General features: G+C 58.7%; 18 protein-coding genes and 1 pseudogene. 12 read left to right on the top strand and 7 right to left on the bottom strand.

Features of this window, described 5'->3' with window-relative positions:
- Positions 1-4 precede the first annotated feature (4 nt).
- The 9 genes from M0H32_RS08375 (at position 5) to M0H32_RS08335 (ending at position 7,794) form a co-directional block, all read left to right on the top strand.
- Positions 5-454: a GNAT family N-acetyltransferase gene (locus tag M0H32_RS08375; protein WP_248153121.1), complete on the top strand. Its 450-nt coding sequence runs from the start codon at positions 5-7 to the stop codon at positions 452-454.
- Between the two features lie 24 nt (positions 455-478).
- Entirely contained in the window at positions 479-1,651 is a 1,173-nt protein-coding gene (locus M0H32_RS08370) for an isovaleryl-CoA dehydrogenase (RefSeq protein ID WP_248153120.1), read from the top strand.
- 19 nt (positions 1,652-1,670) lie between these two features.
- Positions 1,671-2,054, top strand: a complete 384-nt coding sequence (locus M0H32_RS08365; protein ID WP_248153119.1) for a cupin domain-containing protein — start codon at positions 1,671-1,673, stop codon at positions 2,052-2,054.
- 62 nt (positions 2,055-2,116) lie between these two features.
- Positions 2,117-2,806 (top strand): SDR family NAD(P)-dependent oxidoreductase, encoded by a 690-nt coding sequence (locus tag M0H32_RS08360; RefSeq protein ID WP_248153118.1) that lies wholly within the window; start codon positions 2,117-2,119, stop codon positions 2,804-2,806.
- Between the two features lie 558 nt (positions 2,807-3,364).
- Entirely contained in the window at positions 3,365-4,357 is a 993-nt protein-coding gene (locus M0H32_RS08355; protein WP_248153117.1) for an agmatinase, read from the top strand.
- Between the two features lie 670 nt (positions 4,358-5,027).
- Entirely contained in the window at positions 5,028-5,615 is a 588-nt protein-coding gene (locus M0H32_RS08350) for a GNAT family N-acetyltransferase (RefSeq protein ID WP_248153116.1), read from the top strand.
- Between the two features lie 14 nt (positions 5,616-5,629).
- Positions 5,630-6,034: an ACT domain-containing protein gene (locus tag M0H32_RS08345; RefSeq protein ID WP_248153115.1), complete on the top strand. Its 405-nt coding sequence runs from the start codon at positions 5,630-5,632 to the stop codon at positions 6,032-6,034.
- Positions 6,035-6,151: 117 nt separating this feature from the next.
- Positions 6,152-7,003: an adenylate/guanylate cyclase domain-containing protein gene (locus M0H32_RS08340; protein WP_248153114.1), complete on the top strand. Its 852-nt coding sequence runs from the start codon at positions 6,152-6,154 to the stop codon at positions 7,001-7,003.
- A gap of 176 nt (positions 7,004-7,179) precedes the next feature.
- A complete protein-coding gene (locus M0H32_RS08335) occupies positions 7,180-7,794 on the top strand; it encodes an ATP-dependent Clp protease proteolytic subunit (protein ID WP_248153113.1) in 615 nt (204 codons plus the stop codon).
- 67 nt (positions 7,795-7,861) lie between these two features.
- Here M0H32_RS08335 and M0H32_RS08330 read toward each other — a convergent pair whose 3' ends face one another.
- The 4 genes and pseudogenes from M0H32_RS08330 to M0H32_RS08320 form a co-directional block, all read right to left on the bottom strand.
- Positions 7,862-8,266: a Clp protease ClpP gene (locus M0H32_RS08330; RefSeq protein ID WP_248153112.1), complete on the bottom strand. Its 405-nt coding sequence runs from the start codon at positions 8,264-8,266 to the stop codon at positions 7,862-7,864.
- Positions 8,267-8,667: 401 nt separating this feature from the next.
- Entirely contained in the window at positions 8,668-9,435 is a 768-nt protein-coding gene (locus M0H32_RS08325) for a GGDEF domain-containing protein (RefSeq protein WP_248153111.1), read from the bottom strand.
- A 75-nt stretch (positions 9,436-9,510) separates the two neighbouring features.
- Positions 9,511-9,639, bottom strand: a pseudogene (locus tag M0H32_RS29725) (PAS domain-containing protein); the annotation flags it as partial.
- Positions 9,640-9,641: 2 nt separating this feature from the next.
- Positions 9,642-10,187: a methanogen output domain 1-containing protein gene (locus M0H32_RS08320; RefSeq protein ID WP_248153110.1), complete on the bottom strand. Its 546-nt coding sequence runs from the start codon at positions 10,185-10,187 to the stop codon at positions 9,642-9,644.
- A 304-nt stretch (positions 10,188-10,491) separates the two neighbouring features.
- Between M0H32_RS08320 and M0H32_RS08315 the strand changes: the two genes are divergently transcribed.
- Both M0H32_RS08315 and M0H32_RS08310 read left to right on the top strand, forming a co-directional pair.
- A complete protein-coding gene (locus M0H32_RS08315) occupies positions 10,492-11,289 on the top strand; it encodes a YdcF family protein (protein ID WP_248153109.1) in 798 nt (265 codons plus the stop codon).
- A 111-nt stretch (positions 11,290-11,400) separates the two neighbouring features.
- The gene (locus tag M0H32_RS08310) at positions 11,401-12,648 is read left to right on the top strand and encodes an adenylate/guanylate cyclase domain-containing protein (protein ID WP_248153108.1); all 1,248 of its coding nucleotides are present in this window, start codon (positions 11,401-11,403) and stop codon (positions 12,646-12,648) included.
- On the opposite strand, the gene M0H32_RS08305 is transcribed toward M0H32_RS08310, so the two are convergent.
- On the bottom strand, positions 12,534-13,289 hold the full coding sequence (locus M0H32_RS08305) for a DUF599 domain-containing protein (protein ID WP_248153107.1): 756 nt from the start codon (positions 13,287-13,289) through the stop codon (positions 12,534-12,536). The genes M0H32_RS08310 and M0H32_RS08305 overlap by 115 nt on opposite strands.
- A gap of 259 nt (positions 13,290-13,548) precedes the next feature.
- Between M0H32_RS08305 and M0H32_RS29455 the strand changes: the two genes are divergently transcribed.
- Positions 13,549-13,683 (top strand): hypothetical protein, encoded by a 135-nt coding sequence (locus tag M0H32_RS29455; protein ID WP_282449288.1) that lies wholly within the window; start codon positions 13,549-13,551, stop codon positions 13,681-13,683.
- An 80-nt stretch (positions 13,684-13,763) separates the two neighbouring features.
- Here M0H32_RS29455 and M0H32_RS08300 read toward each other — a convergent pair whose 3' ends face one another.
- Entirely contained in the window at positions 13,764-14,309 is a 546-nt protein-coding gene (locus tag M0H32_RS08300) for a hypothetical protein (protein ID WP_248153106.1), read from the bottom strand.
- A gap of 111 nt (positions 14,310-14,420) precedes the next feature.
- A complete protein-coding gene (locus M0H32_RS08295) occupies positions 14,421-15,293 on the bottom strand; it encodes an NAD(P)H-binding protein (protein ID WP_248153105.1) in 873 nt (290 codons plus the stop codon).
- Positions 15,294-15,380 lie beyond the last annotated feature (87 nt).

The raw sequence follows: 15,380 nt of genomic DNA, 5'->3' as shown, positions 1-15,380 counted from the left end.
CACAATGACAAACATTACCGTCAGGGCGCTGGAGCGCGCGGACAAAGCGGCCTGGCTGGGCCTCTGGCTTTCCTATCTCAGTTTTTACGAGCAGGAACTTGCGGAAGAGGTCACCGAAACCCTGTTTGAGCGGCTTCTGTCCGCCGAGGGGCACCGGGCGCAAGTCGCCGAACAAGACGGCAAGCTTGTCGGATTTGTCCACTATCTCTTTCATGACAGCACGTGGTCGAGCGAAGCCACCTGCTACCTGGAAGACCTGTTTGTCAGCTTGGACCTGCGCGGCGGCGGTGCCGGGCGCAAGCTGATCGAGGCCGTTTATGCTGCTGCCGACGCCGAGCCGACGGCGAGCGGCAATGTCTACTGGCACACCCATGACCACAACGCCCGTGCCCGGCTGCTTTATGACCGGATCGGCGTCTTGAGTGAATTTGTCCGATACGACCGCCCCAAATAATCCGGGGCCAGGGAGGTTCTCAAAATGATCCGCAACGATTTTCCATCCTTCAACTTCGATCTTGGCGAAACCGCCGACATGCTGCGTGACACGGTCCGCTCCTACAGCCAGGACCGGATCGCGCCGCTTGCGGAAAAGATCGACCGCGAAGACTGGTTCCCGCGCGAGCTCTGGCCCGAAATGGGCGAGCTTGGTCTGCACGGCATCACCGTGGAAGAGGAATGGGGCGGTTCCGGCCTCGGCTATCTTGAGCATTGCATCGCCATGGAAGAGGTCAGCCGGGCATCGGCCTCGATCGGCCTCAGCTACGGCGCGCATTCAAACCTCTGCGTCAATCAGATGCGCCGCTGGGGCAACGACGACCAGAAGAAGCGCTATCTGGAAAAGCTGGTCACCGGGGAACACCTGGGCGCGCTGGCCATGTCGGAGCCGGGCGCCGGCTCCGACGTCGTCTCGATGAAGCTGCGCGCCGACAAGAAGGGCGACCGCTACATCCTCAACGGCTCGAAGATGTGGATCACCAACGGCCCATCCGCCGACACGATGATCATCTATGCCAAGACCGACGCGGAAGCCGGCCCCAAGGGCATCACGGCGTTCCTGGTCGAGAAAGGCTTCAAGGGCTTCTCCGTGGCCCAGAAGCTGGACAAGCTCGGCATGCGCGGATCGGAAACCGGCGAACTGGTGTTCCAGGACTGCGAAGTGCCGGAGGAGAACGTGCTCGGTGAGGTCGACAAGGGCGTCAACGTGCTGATGTCCGGTCTCGACTACGAGCGTGCGGTGCTGGCGGCCGGCGCCGTCGGCATCATGCAGGCGGCCATGGATGTGGTCATTCCCTATGTCCACGAGCGTGAGCAGTTCGGTCAGCCGATCGGCACGTTCCAGCTGGTTCAGGGCAAGGTCGCGGACATGTATGTCTCGATGAACGCCTCCAAGGCCTATGTCTATGCCGTGGCGAAGGCCTGCGACCGCGGCGAAACCACGCGCGAAGACGCCGCCGGCGCCATTCTCTACGCGGCGGAGAACGCCACCAAGATGGCGCTCGATGCGATCCAGCTGCTTGGCGGCAACGGCTACATCAACGAATATCCGACCGGCCGGCTGCTGCGCGACGCCAAGCTCTACGAGATCGGCGCGGGCACATCTGAAATCCGCCGCATGCTGATCGGCCGCGAAATCTTCAACAAGACGGCCTGACGGGCGAGACGAGGTCCTTATGAAACAGACGACACTGCCGGAGCAGCCGGACGCGCGCTCTCCGGCAGGGGCCGAGATCCGTTTCATCATGGACGGGCCGACCGGCAACATGATCCATTCCACCGTTCCGCCGGGCCAGATCAACCGGGCCACCCGGCACAGAACCGTGTCTGAATTCTGGCACGTGCTCGAAGGCGCTGGTGAAATCTGGCGCTCCGACGGGGCCGAAGAGAGCATTGTCGACCTGGTCGCCGGGGTTTCCATCGACATTCCCGTGGCGACAGCCTTCCAATACAGGAATGTTGGAACGGAACCGCTGAAATTCATCTGCATTTCCATGCCGCCCTGGCCGGGCGACGATGAAGCCGACTATGTCGACGGGTTCTGGCAGCCGACGATCTGAGAGACACAGAAATCCCGAAGCGGTGAGGATGCGTATCCCTTCCGGAACAGGAAAGGGAACACATGCAGGATATTGCCGTTGTTATCGGGGCGAGTGGCGGGATCGGATCGGCCATCCGCGAGGCGCTGCAGCGCTCGGGAGGCTATGAGCGGGTGATCGGTTTCAGCCGGTCCACGGATCCGGCGCTGGATCTCCTGAACGAAGACAGCATTCGGGCCTGCGCGGAGCACGTTGCTGCTCTTTCAGGTGAGCTCAGATTGGTCTTCGACGCGACAGGTGCGCTGACGCTGGACGGGGCGCGGCCGGAAAAAAGCTGGCGGGACCTCAGCCCGGATCTGCTTGCCCGGTCCTTTGCCGTCAATGCCATCGGACCGGCTTTGCTCTTGAAACACTTCCTGCCGCTGTTGCCGAAGGAGGGGCGCTGCGTCTTCGCGACCCTATCGGCCCGGGTCGGCTCCATCAGCGATAACCGGCTGGGCGGGTGGTACGCCTACAGGGCCTCCAAGGCGGCTCTCAATCAGCTGGTGCGCACCGCCGCGGTGGAATTGGCGCGCAAGAGGCCGGAGGCCGTCTGTGTGGCCCTCCATCCTGGTACGGTGCGCACGCGCCTGACGGAGGGATTTGCGAAGTCGGGGCTGGAGGTTCAGGAACCTGATGTGGCGGCGGAAAGGCTGCTGACCGTCCTGGACGGGCTCGCGCCGGAGCAAAGCGGAGGTTTTTTCGATCACCTCGGCAAGCCGGTTCCGTGGTGACGTAAGACAGATTGAAATCTTCCTACCGGGCGGCTTGAATGGGGCGCCAGTCGAAGCGATCGCAGAGAAGAATGAGCCAAGGCGTTGGACAATTTGACGAACAAGCTTGCGGAAGCAATTAAAGCGCACCGTGTGAGGTATAGGCCTGTAGGGAAAAGAGAACTAATAGGTTTTGGCGTGTGCTGTGCCGTGTACATTGTTTTTAAGTTGCTTGGTGCCGAGTCAAAATACCTCGATAAAGTCGAAGTATTGATGGTGATGCTGGGAGTGTTTTTTGTTCTTGTCTACTTGATCAGGTTCATCAAGCGCTTCAACATGAACTCAGAAGTCGATCAGACTAACGAGAAATCATCGAAAGACCGAGGAGCGCTTTAACTGCTTGCGATAGAACCGACAAAGGGCAAAACCTTTACCTTTTCCCCCACTCTCAAACTTGCCAGGCCATTCTCATTGGGTGTGACAACAGCGCGAAAATGGCAATGATCTACGACAACACTCGGCCCAAATTTCTGTTTAATTGGGAAATCTTTCCGATCTGCCCGCAGCAAGGATCTTTGCATGTCAGACACCTTCTTTCATCCGGTCTCCGGTTTCGAACTGCCCCGTTTCGCCGGCGTGCCGACTTTCATGCGCCTGCCGCATGTCGCTCTCGACGATCCGAGGCTGAAGGACGTCCGGATCGGATTGATCGGCACGCCTTGGGACGGCGGCACCACCAATCGGCCTGGTCCGCGCCACGGACCGCGCCAGCTGCGTGACATGTCGACCATGATAAGGGCACAGAACGGGGCGACCGGCATCCGGCCGTTCGAACTGGTCAATTGCGTCGATCTTGGCGATGTCGGGCCCAACCCGGCCAGCGTCGACGACAGCCTGACCCGCATGACCGCATTCTACGATCGTGTTGTCGCCGCCGGCATCCGGCCGCTTTCCGCCGGTGGAGACCATCTGTGCTCGCTGCCGATCCTGCGGTCATTGGCGAAGGATCGGCCGCTCGGCATGATCCATTTCGACAGCCATACCGATCTCTACAAGAGCTATTTCGGCGGCATGCTCTACACCCATGGCACACCATTCCGGCGGGCGGTGGAGGAAGGACTTCTGGATCCGAAGCGGGTGGTCCAGATCGGCATTCGCGGCACGGCCTACGACAATGAAGACCGGGACTTTGCCGACAGTGTCGGCATTCGCGTAATTCCGATCGAGGAGTTTCATGCGCGCGGCGTCGAAGATGTGATGGCCGAGGCCAAGGAAATTGCGGGGACAGGTGAAACCTATGTGTCCTACGACATCGATTTCGTCGACCCAGCCTTCGCGCCCGGCACGGGGACACCGGAGGTCGGCGGACCGAATTCCCACCAGGCGCTGCAGGTTGCCCGGATGCTCGACGGGGTGAACATCGTTGGAGCGGATCTGGTCGAGGTCTCGCCGCCCTTCGATACCAGCGGGGGCACCGCTTTTCTTGGCGTGTCGATCATGTTCGAAATCCTGTGCAACATGGCTCTTTGCTGCGTACAAGGCGAAGCGCAGACTTCAGGAGCCAGCGCGTGATTGGGCGGACCCTTGGCGCTTGGAGCCGTTATATCGACGCGTTCGTACTAATCATCTTGTGCGTCGCGTTATTGATTGAGTTCCATGATGATGCTTCCTTTTACAAGCGTTTATCATTCTGGGTTTGGGGGGTGATGACAGTTGGAATGGCGTTCAATGTTGTCAGCCGGTTTGTGCACCGGAAAGGCGAAGATCAAAATCGTGGTTGGAAAAACGCAAATGATTCATAGGGAATCGTGAGCGTACTTGAGCGCTGGTTCAAGCCGAAACGCAACGGACAATTGGCAGCGCTGTCATTGACGGCTAGGAGGGGGCGCGTGATTTTATGACCAGGCCTAATGGGGTTGGAACGTTACCTGTTCAGGGCGCTTCCCGCGCGCGTATAGAAAGGAGCTTAATCTTTGAGAACATACTCGAAACGATCTGTGTTTTGGTCAGATAAACATGTGGTCAGGCTTTGTTGTATTTTTATATTTTTGTTTATTCCATTGCTGTTATCAATGTATTTGTCGTATCCATATAACCTTTACTTGTGGGGTGGGTGTATTTTGATTGTCAGTCCAATAGGTTTTTACAGTTTTTTTAGGCTTGTGCAAAAAATGCTAAAAGAAGTGATATAAAAACTTTGCTCTAAGAAAATTTACATTTAGTGTTACTAAAGGAGCGTCGCATGTCCGAAGGCTCGATTGTTTTTCACGCTGTAACGCCGGACCGCTGGCACGATCTGGTCGACCTGTTCGGCTCTGAGCGCGGCGCCAGTTCCGGCTGCTGGTGCATGTGGCCGTTTCTACGGGCCAGGGACTGGCAGGGGCTCACGCGGGCAGAGCGGCGCGACGCCTTGAAGGAGAAGGTTGACGACGGGCCGGCACCGGGCCTGCTAGCCTATTCCGGCGACCTCGCCATCGGTTGGGTCGCGGGCGGACCGCGCACCCGTTATGTCCGCTTTCAACTGGGCAAGACCTCAAGGCCGCTTGAGACGGACACGGAAGACATGATCCGTGCTACCCACGCCATCACGTGTTTTTATACCCGCGGCGGATACCGGAAAGGCGGGCTGATGGAACAGCTTCTTGAGGCCGGGACCGCTCATGCGCGGAGGCAGGGAGCGGCCTTTCTGGACGCTTGTCCAATCGAATCGGATAAGCCTCTCCAATGGGGAGAGGGTTTTGTCGGCATTGCCACCGTCTTCCGGCGCAGCGGGTTCGAAGTGATTGCCAGGCGCAGTCCAAAACGCCCGTTGATGCGCAAAACTCTTTGATGATGGGAATGCGGATGACCGGGGAAACAGATCTGACTGTCTTGATTGCGCAAATGAGGCCAATGCTCGACCCGGAGCCCTATGTTTTCTGCACCTTTGCGACGAAGTCCCTTGTGGAGCTGGCCGATTACGAGCCGATCGGCCTTTTCGCCGAGACCGAGGGGCTGACGGCGATCCTGCCGGTCGAACGGGCCCGCGAACTGGGGCTCGGCGACGCGGAATGGTTTCGCCGCATCACCTTGACCGTGCATTCGTCTCTGGAGGCCGTCGGCTTGACGGCAGCGGTTGCCACAGCGCTGGCCGACAAGGGCATTTCCGCCAATGTGGTCGCCGCCTATTTCCACGATCACGTGTTTGTGCCCGAAGAACATGCGGAGGCGGCGCTGGAAGCCCTGCGTCAGCTTGCCGAAGTCCGTTAAGCTCTTTGCCGGTTTTTGGTAGGCTCCCACCGCGAACTTGCCGAAATCCACCGATTTGTTCTTGCAATTTATGCCGTGCCTTCCCATTCCTACGTGTGAGCAACCAGGGGTAAGAGCATGCAACGGGTCAAGCGACGTCTCGCGGCGATCATGTGCGCGGACGTGGCACAATATTCCAAGCTCATGGAGCGGGATGAAGATGGAACCCTCGACCGGCTCAAGGCCTACCGGTCGGTGATGTCCTCCCTGACCGAGGGCCATAACGGCAGGATCGTCAACACCTGGGGCGATGCCGTCATCATTGAATTTTCTTCAGTGACGGAAGCCGTGCAATGCGCCGTCGATATCCAGAACGAACTGTCCTTGAGGAATTCCGAGCTGCCCGACCTGAACCGGATGGAATTCCGGATCGGCATCAATCTCGGCGACATCATGGTCGAGGGCGATGATATCTATGGCGACGGCGTCAATGTTGCCGCGCGGCTCCAGGAAATCGCGCCGAAGGGCGGCATCATGCTGTCCCAATCGGTCTATGACCAGGTCAAGACCAAGATGGCACTCGGCTTCGATCCGCTCGGGCCGCAGCATGTGAAGAATGTCACCGATCCTGTTGAAACCTATGCCGTGCGTCTCGGCGGCCGGAATGCGCCGCAGGAAAGCGAAGCCAGCGGTCAAGATGCCTCGGACAAAGCTGCCGAAACCGCCTCACACCCGGACTGGGACCGGGACACCCAGGTGCTCGCCAATGGTTTTGAGCAGGCACGCCGGTGGTTGCGGGCCCAGCCACGCAAGGTGCGCAGCTGCGTTTTCCTGATCGGGTTCTTCTTTGTCCTCAACCTGCTGACATCGGGCCTGTCGACGCTCTGGTTCGTCTGGCCGTCTCTGCCGTTCGCCATGATGCTGGTCTGGCACCTGCTTGTCGGACGGAAGGAAAAATCTATGACCAATCCCTCGCAGCAGGGTGACTGACGGGCCGCGTTGCCAATCTGATAACTCTTTTCGCGCTAATCAGAGCCTCAGGATTTGCGAGCGTCCGTCACTTCGCTTACACATGATTCAAATCCGGTGCGGTGGAGGCCTCCGCCAGCCGGGAGAAACTGCCGGTCCACCCGGCCCAACACAGCCAAGGGAGCTTTATCCTGCGCATGAAAAACTATTCGACCACGGTGCCTGCACGCCTCGACGATGACGAGGACGAAAAAACCAAGAGCCAGCCGTCGATCCAGGTCGACAAGCATCTGTTCGAAGCGCGCACGGTTCTGATCACCGGCCCGGTGACCCAGGACATGGCCCGCGACGTCTGTGCGCGCCTGCTCGCGCTGGCGCAGGTCTCCAACGATCCGATCACCGTCATCGTGTCCTCTCCAGGCGGACATGTGGAATCCGGTGACATGATCCATGACACCATCAAGTTCATTTCGCCGGAAGTCCGCATCCTGGGCATGGGCTGGGTCGCCAGCGCCGGTGCGCTGATCTATGTGTCGGTGCCGAAGGACAAGCGCTTTTGCACGCCGAACACGCGCTTCTTGCTGCATCAACCGTCCGGCGGCGCCGGCGGCATGGCCACGGATATCGAGATCCAGGCCAAGGAAATCATCAAGATGCGTGACCGTCTCAACAAGATTTTCTCGGATGCGACCGGACAGCCGATCGAGAGGATCGAGAAAGACACCGATCGCGATTACTGGATGGGCCCGGATGAGGGCATCGAATACGGCCTTGTCGGCAAAGTGGTCACCAGCGTCGACGAACTTGGCTAAGCGTTTGAGCGGATGTGATTGAAAAACGCCGGCCCCAGGCCGGCGTTTTTTGTTGGGAAGTGCTGTCTCAGGCGCGCAGCATTTCCGGTTCGACCGAATAGACCTTGACCGGCGCGACCGGTTTAGGGTCGAGCACATGCGGTCGCAATCGGCCCATCAGCTGGCGCAGATGGGACTCGTCGTCCGCCGTCGGCCTGCCGTTGAACAGTACAAAAACCAGGTGGTCCACAAAACGTTCATAGACGTCTGCGCAGGTGCAGATGGGAGACAACAGCTCGCAGATGGGTTTGCCGTCATAAAACGGCGCGCCGCCGGAGAGAAAAATCAGGAATTCACTGAGATCGTCCGAGCGCTCGAACTCCTGTCGAAACGAGCCGGGTGTGAAACACGGATCCTGCTCAAGCCGCGCCAGCAGATGCGGCATGGCCCGCATGATCGCCTTGCGACCGCCGAGCTTCATATAGAGTGTCATCTGACTATCCTTGATCGTGCCTTCGAAACAATGCAATCAGCGTGCCTCAATCAGCACACATTCCCTGTGACCCCGATCACGGATCGGCCCTTTGTAAAAAACAACAAGGTTACAGAGAGCGCCCGTACCTGGATCAGGCGGGGGCTCCATGATGCGGCATGCATTGCAGGGCGCACCTTGTCGTCCAATTGTGGCGGGAGCTTTACAGATTTGTAACAACGGGAAGAGCTGGAAAATCTGTATAAGTATCTGAATTAAAATACGAAAAATTACCTGGCGATTGCCTGGTTAGAGCGGTGAGGCATTGGTTCCCAGGAATTACGGCGATCCGCGGACGGAATAGCCGATGTCGAGACCCAATGGGAGACCATCCACCATTGGCTGGGGTCACGGCTTCCGTGTCAGTCGGCTGCCTGCGGCTGCGCTTCGGCGCTCCAGGATGTTTCAAACTGCGAGCTGGACGGATCATGGACCAGGCAGGCCCGGCCCTGATTTTTTGCGGCATAAAGGTTCTGGTCGGTCCGCATATAAAGGCTTTCGGGAGTGTCGTCCGGTTGCTGTTGCGCCAGTCCGGCGCTGGCGGTGTAAGCATAATGCTCGCCGTTGGCATAAAGCGGCGTCGCATTGATCAGATCAAGCATTCTGTTGACGACAACGGTAGCCTGATCGAGCGAGGTCTCCGGCAGGATCAGGGCAAACTCCTCACCGCCGACACGGCAAATGATGTCCGTCTGCCGCAGATGCTCCAGGCATCGATGCGCAAAATGAACAAGAACCTTGTCGCCAAGCTGGTGGCCGTGGGTGTCGTTGAAGGATTTGAAATGGTCGAGATCAATCAGGGTAATACAAAAAGCGTGACCATACCGGTTGGCCCTGCTGAATTCTCTCTCCAGTTCCCGGTCGAAACCTCGGCGATTATAGACCTCTGTCAGCGGGTCGGTTAATGCCAGATTTTCCAGCTGCGAGTTTTCACGTCCGAAATGCCTGATCTTGCTGTTCAACGACGATATGTCGTCATTGAGACTCGCGAATTTCGCCGACAAGTTCATGCTTTCGTCAAAGCGGATCATCACCGCCCCGTCGATTCCCGTTTCCGTGACGGCGAGTCGGTGACCGAATGCAACGCAATCGAATCCGGACGTCAATTTCAAGCGGGCGGGCACCGGCATGGTTGCCGACCGGCACAATTGGAAGAAATTCTTCGCTGGCTCGGCATTGGGCACCAGGTCGAAAAGCAGCCGGTTTTCCTGGAGCCCCGCGCTTTCACGCGCGCTTGCATTTGCAAGCACGATCCGTCCCGTCTGGTCGAGGATAATGATGGGGCTGGGGATTGCCTGGATAATTGCGGAAATGATCGCGTAGGATTTCGGCACGATCAGCGGACCTTGAAAAACTCTTTGCTGCCCTCGTCATGTTCCGGGGCAGGGGCGAGATGCACGGTCACGCGGCACTCGGAGTCGCCTTTGGCAATCGCCTTTTCGATGTCTACGCGTGCATAGCCTGTACTGTCGGCCGCAATTCTGCCGAAAACATTGGTGGTCATCATGCAAAGGGCCGGGCGGCCCATTACCCTGTCCCCAAACGGACAACGCGTGTTTCTAAGGACAATGACCTTGTCATCTTCGTATTCAATCGAAAATCGGCCCTCAATCCGGCGTTTCAGGTCGACCAGAACATTTGGTAAAAGGTCTCTTGGAATATGGTCGAGATTGAGGGCGGACTTATAATCCTGGTTGATCTTTTCACCGATGCGGCTGGCAACAAGCGTGATGAAGCCCTCCGCCTCGTTGAGCCCGACGATTTCCTGAAGCGCGCCCGAGAGTTCGTTGATGACCTGATTGAAAAAGTCGGTTTTTTCAAGCGGGATCGTCGTCTTGTCCAATTCCGTCAAGTTACGCTCGATTTCGGCAGGCACGCTCATCGATATACTCCGGCTGTTGCAATATAACGTAGGGGGAGCAGAGTTATTATTCCCTTAAAAGACTGAGCTGACGGAAGAGAGGCGCAAACCACACAAATTAAACAATTTAATTGGAAGTTTTCAGGTTAAATATATTGTCACTTGTGTCAGGGGGTACGAAAGGGGTGGCTGGGTCTTTTTCGAAGTCTCGTTGAGGCATGCGCCGATTGAAGTGTTCAGACAGGAAAGTACGGAGCCGGCCTCAAAATTGTCGGCTTGGCGCGATCCTGTGTCAGCCCCTTGTTTTTGAGATTCGGACAGACTGATGTTTTTTTACGTTGCCAAGTTGGGCGGCTTTCTCTTGCAGCCGTCGAATGTTCTGGTCGGCTTTGTGCTGTTTGGATTGCTCATCAGCGCAAGGGGGCGTTGGGCGAGGGCGGGGCGCCGCTTGATCTGGGCTGGAGCTCTCGGGCTCGCGGTTTGCGGCTTCTCGCCGGCCGCGAACTGGCTGATCCAGTCTTTGGAAGACCGGTTCGCCAAACCTGACACGCTGGAAGGCTTTGACGGCATCATTGTGCTGGGCGGTGCCGTCGACACGATCGTCACCGGCGGGCGCGGCGATACGGCGCTGACCATGTCCGCGGAGCGCATCACGATCACGGCGCGTCTGGCCGAGCAATTGCCGGAGGCCCTGATCGTCCATACCGGCGGGCAGGGGATCATCGTCTCCCAGCAGGCAACGGAAGCGGAGGGCGCCGCCCGGCTGTTTGCGGATTTCGGTATTTCGCCGGACAGGGTGATACTGGAAGACGCCTCCAAAAACACCTGGGAGAACGCGGTCCTGGCCAAGGAGCTTGTCAGGCCTGAGCCGGGACAGACCTGGCTGCTGGTCACTTCCGCCTATCACATGCCCCGCGCCATGGGCGTGTTTGAGAAAGCCGGCTGGACCGGTGTTGCCGCCTATCCGGTCGACTACCGCACCCGGGGAAAAGAGGACCGCATGCTTGGTTTCGGCGGCGCGTCCAAGGGGCTCCGGCGCTTCGACGTCGCATTCCGCGAATGGGTCGGGCTGACGGTCTACTGGATGATTGGCCGGAGCACCGCATTCTTTCCCGCACCCTAAAGCCGAAAATCTCTTTCCACTTTGTTGTGCATTTGGGTCGCAGCCTCTTTTACCGGCAAAGCGCTGCACCCATATACTGGGACGATTCAGGGTTTGAAAGGACGTGGGCAGATGGTCCTCGAAGCGCCGCTTGTCGCGGCAGACGTCGTGCAATGGCTATACAGCGAAGCGCCTCAATTGAAGGGGACGCTTGAAATCGTCAGCGAGCTGGGCGAACGCCTGCGCGCCGGCGGTGTGCCCGTCGACCGGGTCACCACCGGCATCTGGGTGGTGCATCCGAATGTGCGCGCGGAAGGATCGATCTGGACCAGCTCGGAGGAGCCCAAGCTTATCCTCTACAAGGCGGATTCCAAGACGTCGGAAGACTACATGAAAAGCCCGATCCGTCGGGTTCACGAGACGGAAAAGCCTGTGCGGGTGGCGATTGAGCTTGATCCCGAGGCCGCAAATGAGTTCCCGATCGCCGAGGATCTGCGCGCGGAAGGATATTCGGACTATATCGCGCTGCCGATGCCGTTCTCGGACGGTACCGTGAAGGTGGCGAGTTTCGCGACAAAGGCGCCGGGCGGCTTTTCAAAGTCCCATATCAGCGTGTTCGACTCGCTTATCCGTCCCCTGGCACTGGTCTGCGAGCTGAAAACGCTGCGCCGGACGGCGGAAACGGTTCTGGACACGTATGTCGGTCCCCGGGCCGGTCTGAAAGTCCTGGACGGCTCGACGCGGCGGGGCGATGGCGAGTGGATCAAGGCGGTAGTTTCCTTCGCCGACATCCGCGGCTTCACCCGCCTGTCCAATACCCTTCCGGCCGACAAGATCGTCGTGTTCCTGAACAAGTATTTCGGCGCGATGACCGCGGCCGTCGAGGCCCATGGCGGCGAGGTCCTGAAATTCATCGGCGATGAGGTCATGGCGATCTTCCCTTACGAGTCGGAGGAAGACGCCCGCGATGCAGCGCAAAGGGCGTTGCTCGCCGCGCGTGACACGCTAACACGGATCGCGGAAATTAATTCCGGCAATATGTGCGTGGAAACCCCGGACATGAGCGTCGGCATCGCGCTGCATGCCGGGGAAGTGTTTTACGGCAATGTCGGCAGCGAGACCCGGCTCGATTTCACCGTTGTGGGACCCGTCGTCAATCTCGCCGCGCGGATTGCCGAACTCGCCAAGGACTTGAAGCGGCAATTGCTGGTCTCCGATGCCATTGCCGATCTGATGGGATGCCGCTCCGGTCTGTTCGGCCGCTATCAGGTAAAAGGGTTCGATGAGCCCGTGTCGGTGTATTCGCCTGACTTGTCGGGTGAATCCAAGCTCGGATATTGTCCGGACAGCACAGCCGCGCGCGCCCTTGAAGCGAACTGACGCCGGATCAGGACCAAGAGCACGGCAAGTGTGGTGGCCGCGAAGACATAAGGTCCCGCGAACCAGCCGAGAAATCCGATCGAAAAGAAAAATGCCCGCTGGCCGCGGTTGAAATGGCGGCCGGCGAGCACGTTCAGTTCGCCCGCCTGTGAGGCCATCCGTCGGATCACGGTGTCGTCTGCCTTGCCCCGGTCCGGCACAGCCCCCATGACAATGCTGGCGTAGTTGAACAGGCGGTAAGCCCAGCCGAATTTGAAGAAACCATAAGCAAAGATCAGCATCAGTCCGAGCACCTTGACCTCCCACAAGGCCCGGTTGTCGGCGACGGGAATCGACAGGTCGCCGGCGATCTGAAGAATGGTTTCGGTTGCGTCCAGCAGGGCAAATCCGCCACCGATCGCCAGCAGCGAGGTCGAGGCGAAAAACGCCGTGCCCTGCTGCAGTCCGGACATGATCGAGGTGTCCATGATGCGTACGTCCCGCAGGCACATGGTGACCATCCAGCCGCGGCGGTACTCGTCCATGGCGCTCGACAGGGTTTTCTTCCTCAGCGGACTGAAATCGACCAGGAAGTTGAAGCCGAACCAGGCCACCAGAAACCAGCCTGCCGCCGCCATGTCCAAATGCGATAGCACCTGCATCGCAATCCTTTCCAATTTAAAGCTGTCGAATCCCTCTGCAAATCAGTCTTAGCAGAGTTTTTCACGGCTCATAAGGTGGGGTGCCGTTAACGTAAACCCCTGATATTCCGCGGATATCCGAGCCTTGCAAAAATGGGTCAGCAGCTGCTCCATTTTTGCGCTTGCGAAATGGTAAGGGATCGTTTACCTCCTCGCCTCAATGGCGCCATATTTGGGCTCGCAGGGGGACTGGCGCCGAAAAACCATATGTAGGGATTTTATGGACGAAAACGTGCAGAAATCTTGTTGGAGCGTCACCATCTGGACCGTCGCTGCAGTGGGCATCGCATTGATGATGGTGCTTCTGTTCAACGACGTGGAAAGCGCTCAACAAGCCGTCGCCGCCGCTCAATAAGCCGCGGGACGTGACAACATCAAAGGCGCAGCATCGGCTGCGCCTTTTTTGTTTTCAAGATCTTATCCGATTGGGTTGTCTCAGCTGCCCTTGTTTTCCGCCTCAGCACCAGGTGCTGGCCGGTTGGCGGGGCCGAAGGCCTTGCGGAATTCCATTTGCCGAACAACGGTTTTGGAGCCGGGGTGGCTGATCAGAAACCCGGTATAGGCGTTTGCCCCCAGAGGCAGGAGCACAAGCCGCACCATGCCCATACCGGGCCATGCGAGGTCGGCGCCCCAGGCGGGGACATCCTTGCTGTTGGCCTTGTCCTGGAAGGCCTGGATGTCAACGGCGTGGAGCAGGGAGGTTCCATCGGCATTCCATTGCAGTGCAGCAAGGCCGTTTTCGAGCGGAAACAGATCGATCTGGGTTCCGTTGACGGTCAGGCTGAGGCCACCATTCTCCTGATGAACGATCGAGACCGTGGCAATGGCAGTGTCTACCGGCAGAGGAGTGCGCCGGCCGTCTTCTTGCACGAAGCCCTCCGTGTTCACGACCTTGAAGGCACCATGTGGGGCCTCCGCTGCCGCCATGAGCGGTGGAGTTAAACAGATCAGGAAAAACAGTGTGGCGAGCAGTTTGAACAAGAGCCGATCCAGTTCGGGATATTGCTCAATTCTAGACGCTCACACATTGAGAAAGTCTTTTCTCAAAAGAATAGGCTGCGCGGAACTTTGAAAAAGGAAACTGCCGACCGTCTATTTTGACAGGGCGACCACGAGATCTTCCACGGTGGAATGATCTGGCTGCCAGCCGGTGACGCGGCGGGCATGCGTGGTGTCGACCGTCTGGGATAGAGCGTAGCCGGCGCTCCAGTCCGTGTCAGGGGCGGTGTTTCGAGGAGCGTCTTCGGTCACGATCTCCAGAGGTTGCCCGTGGCGCGCCGAGATATGCGAGGCGAGGTGGCCTACGGAGATCCCGGAAATGCTACTGGCGATCAGCGACAGGCGAAAACGCGACTGCTTGAGCGCGAGGGCGTAGAGAGCCGCCAGGTCGCCGATTTCCACCAACGGCCACATCGTGTCGGGACGCGCCCTGGTGGTAAAGGGTTCGCCCGCCTTCAGCGCCCGGGTCATGTCGGCGATCGGACCGCTGTCGCGGCTGCACGCGAGCGCGGGATGCACGACTGTGAGATTGAGATCGGTGCCGTGCGACAGCGTGCGGATGGTCTCCGTCATGAAGCGGAACGCGGGCAGGGGGGCGAAAGGCGTTTTCTCGGTGATCGTCTGGACCGCGCCCGTGCCGGGAAACAGCCAGATCCCGCCTGTGTAAACCACCTTGAGCGGTTGCTTGCGGTGTTTCGCGGCCTGTTTCAAGGCAAGCATGCTTTGCCTGTCGACCCGGCCCATGTCATCCGAAAAGGTCGCCCCGGTATGGATCAGGGCATCGCAGGCGGCCGCACGGGCAACCCAGCTCTCGGGCGCGCGCAAATCACCGGGATAGACACTTGCGCCATTGGCGCGCAATCTGGCCGCCGAGTTGTCGGATCGTGCCAGGCCGATGACGCTGGCGCCATCCTGAACCAGCTGTTTCACCACCGCTGCGCCAATGCCGCCGGTGCCACCTGTCACAAATACATCCATGACTTGAGAGAACCCGTTTCAAGGTCCGCGCGCAAGCGCTTCCTCCGGGTCGCAGCTGACAATCCACCACCCTTT

Source organism: Roseibium sediminicola (genome assembly GCF_023156505.1).
Lineage (GTDB): Bacteria > Pseudomonadota > Alphaproteobacteria > Rhizobiales > Stappiaceae > Roseibium > Roseibium sediminicola.
The sequence above is the reverse complement of the archived record's forward strand: the minus strand, read 5'-3'. Positions and strand labels throughout refer to the sequence as shown.

Excerpts from the sequence above, each read along its gene's own strand:
- M0H32_RS08375 (WP_248153121.1), top strand. The coding sequence starts at position 5 with ATGACAAACATTACCGTCAGGGCGCTGGAGCGCGCGGACAAAGCGGCC.
- M0H32_RS08335 (WP_248153113.1), top strand. The coding sequence starts at position 7,180 with ATGAAAAACTATTCGACCACGGTGCCTGCACGCCTCGACGATGACGAG.
- M0H32_RS08325 (WP_248153111.1), bottom strand. The coding sequence starts at position 9,435 with ATGCCGGTGCCCGCCCGCTTGAAATTGACGTCCGGATTCGATTGCGTT.
- M0H32_RS08315 (WP_248153109.1), top strand. The coding sequence starts at position 10,492 with ATGTTTTTTTACGTTGCCAAGTTGGGCGGCTTTCTCTTGCAGCCGTCG.
- M0H32_RS29455 (WP_282449288.1), top strand. The coding sequence starts at position 13,549 with ATGGACGAAAACGTGCAGAAATCTTGTTGGAGCGTCACCATCTGGACC.
- M0H32_RS08340 (WP_248153114.1), top strand. The coding sequence starts at position 6,152 with ATGCAACGGGTCAAGCGACGTCTCGCGGCGATCATGTGCGCGGACGTG.
- M0H32_RS08345 (WP_248153115.1), top strand. The coding sequence starts at position 5,630 with ATGACCGGGGAAACAGATCTGACTGTCTTGATTGCGCAAATGAGGCCA.
- M0H32_RS08370 (WP_248153120.1), top strand. The coding sequence starts at position 479 with ATGATCCGCAACGATTTTCCATCCTTCAACTTCGATCTTGGCGAAACC.
- M0H32_RS08360 (WP_248153118.1), top strand. The coding sequence starts at position 2,117 with ATGCAGGATATTGCCGTTGTTATCGGGGCGAGTGGCGGGATCGGATCG.
- M0H32_RS08310 (WP_248153108.1), top strand. The coding sequence starts at position 11,401 with ATGGTCCTCGAAGCGCCGCTTGTCGCGGCAGACGTCGTGCAATGGCTA.
- M0H32_RS08330 (WP_248153112.1), bottom strand. The coding sequence starts at position 8,266 with ATGACACTCTATATGAAGCTCGGCGGTCGCAAGGCGATCATGCGGGCC.
- M0H32_RS08355 (WP_248153117.1), top strand. The coding sequence starts at position 3,365 with ATGTCAGACACCTTCTTTCATCCGGTCTCCGGTTTCGAACTGCCCCGT.
- M0H32_RS08305 (WP_248153107.1), bottom strand. The coding sequence starts at position 13,289 with ATGCAGGTGCTATCGCATTTGGACATGGCGGCGGCAGGCTGGTTTCTG.
- M0H32_RS08350 (WP_248153116.1), top strand. The coding sequence starts at position 5,028 with ATGTCCGAAGGCTCGATTGTTTTTCACGCTGTAACGCCGGACCGCTGG.
- M0H32_RS08365 (WP_248153119.1), top strand. The coding sequence starts at position 1,671 with ATGAAACAGACGACACTGCCGGAGCAGCCGGACGCGCGCTCTCCGGCA.
- M0H32_RS08320 (WP_248153110.1), bottom strand. The coding sequence starts at position 10,187 with ATGAGCGTGCCTGCCGAAATCGAGCGTAACTTGACGGAATTGGACAAG.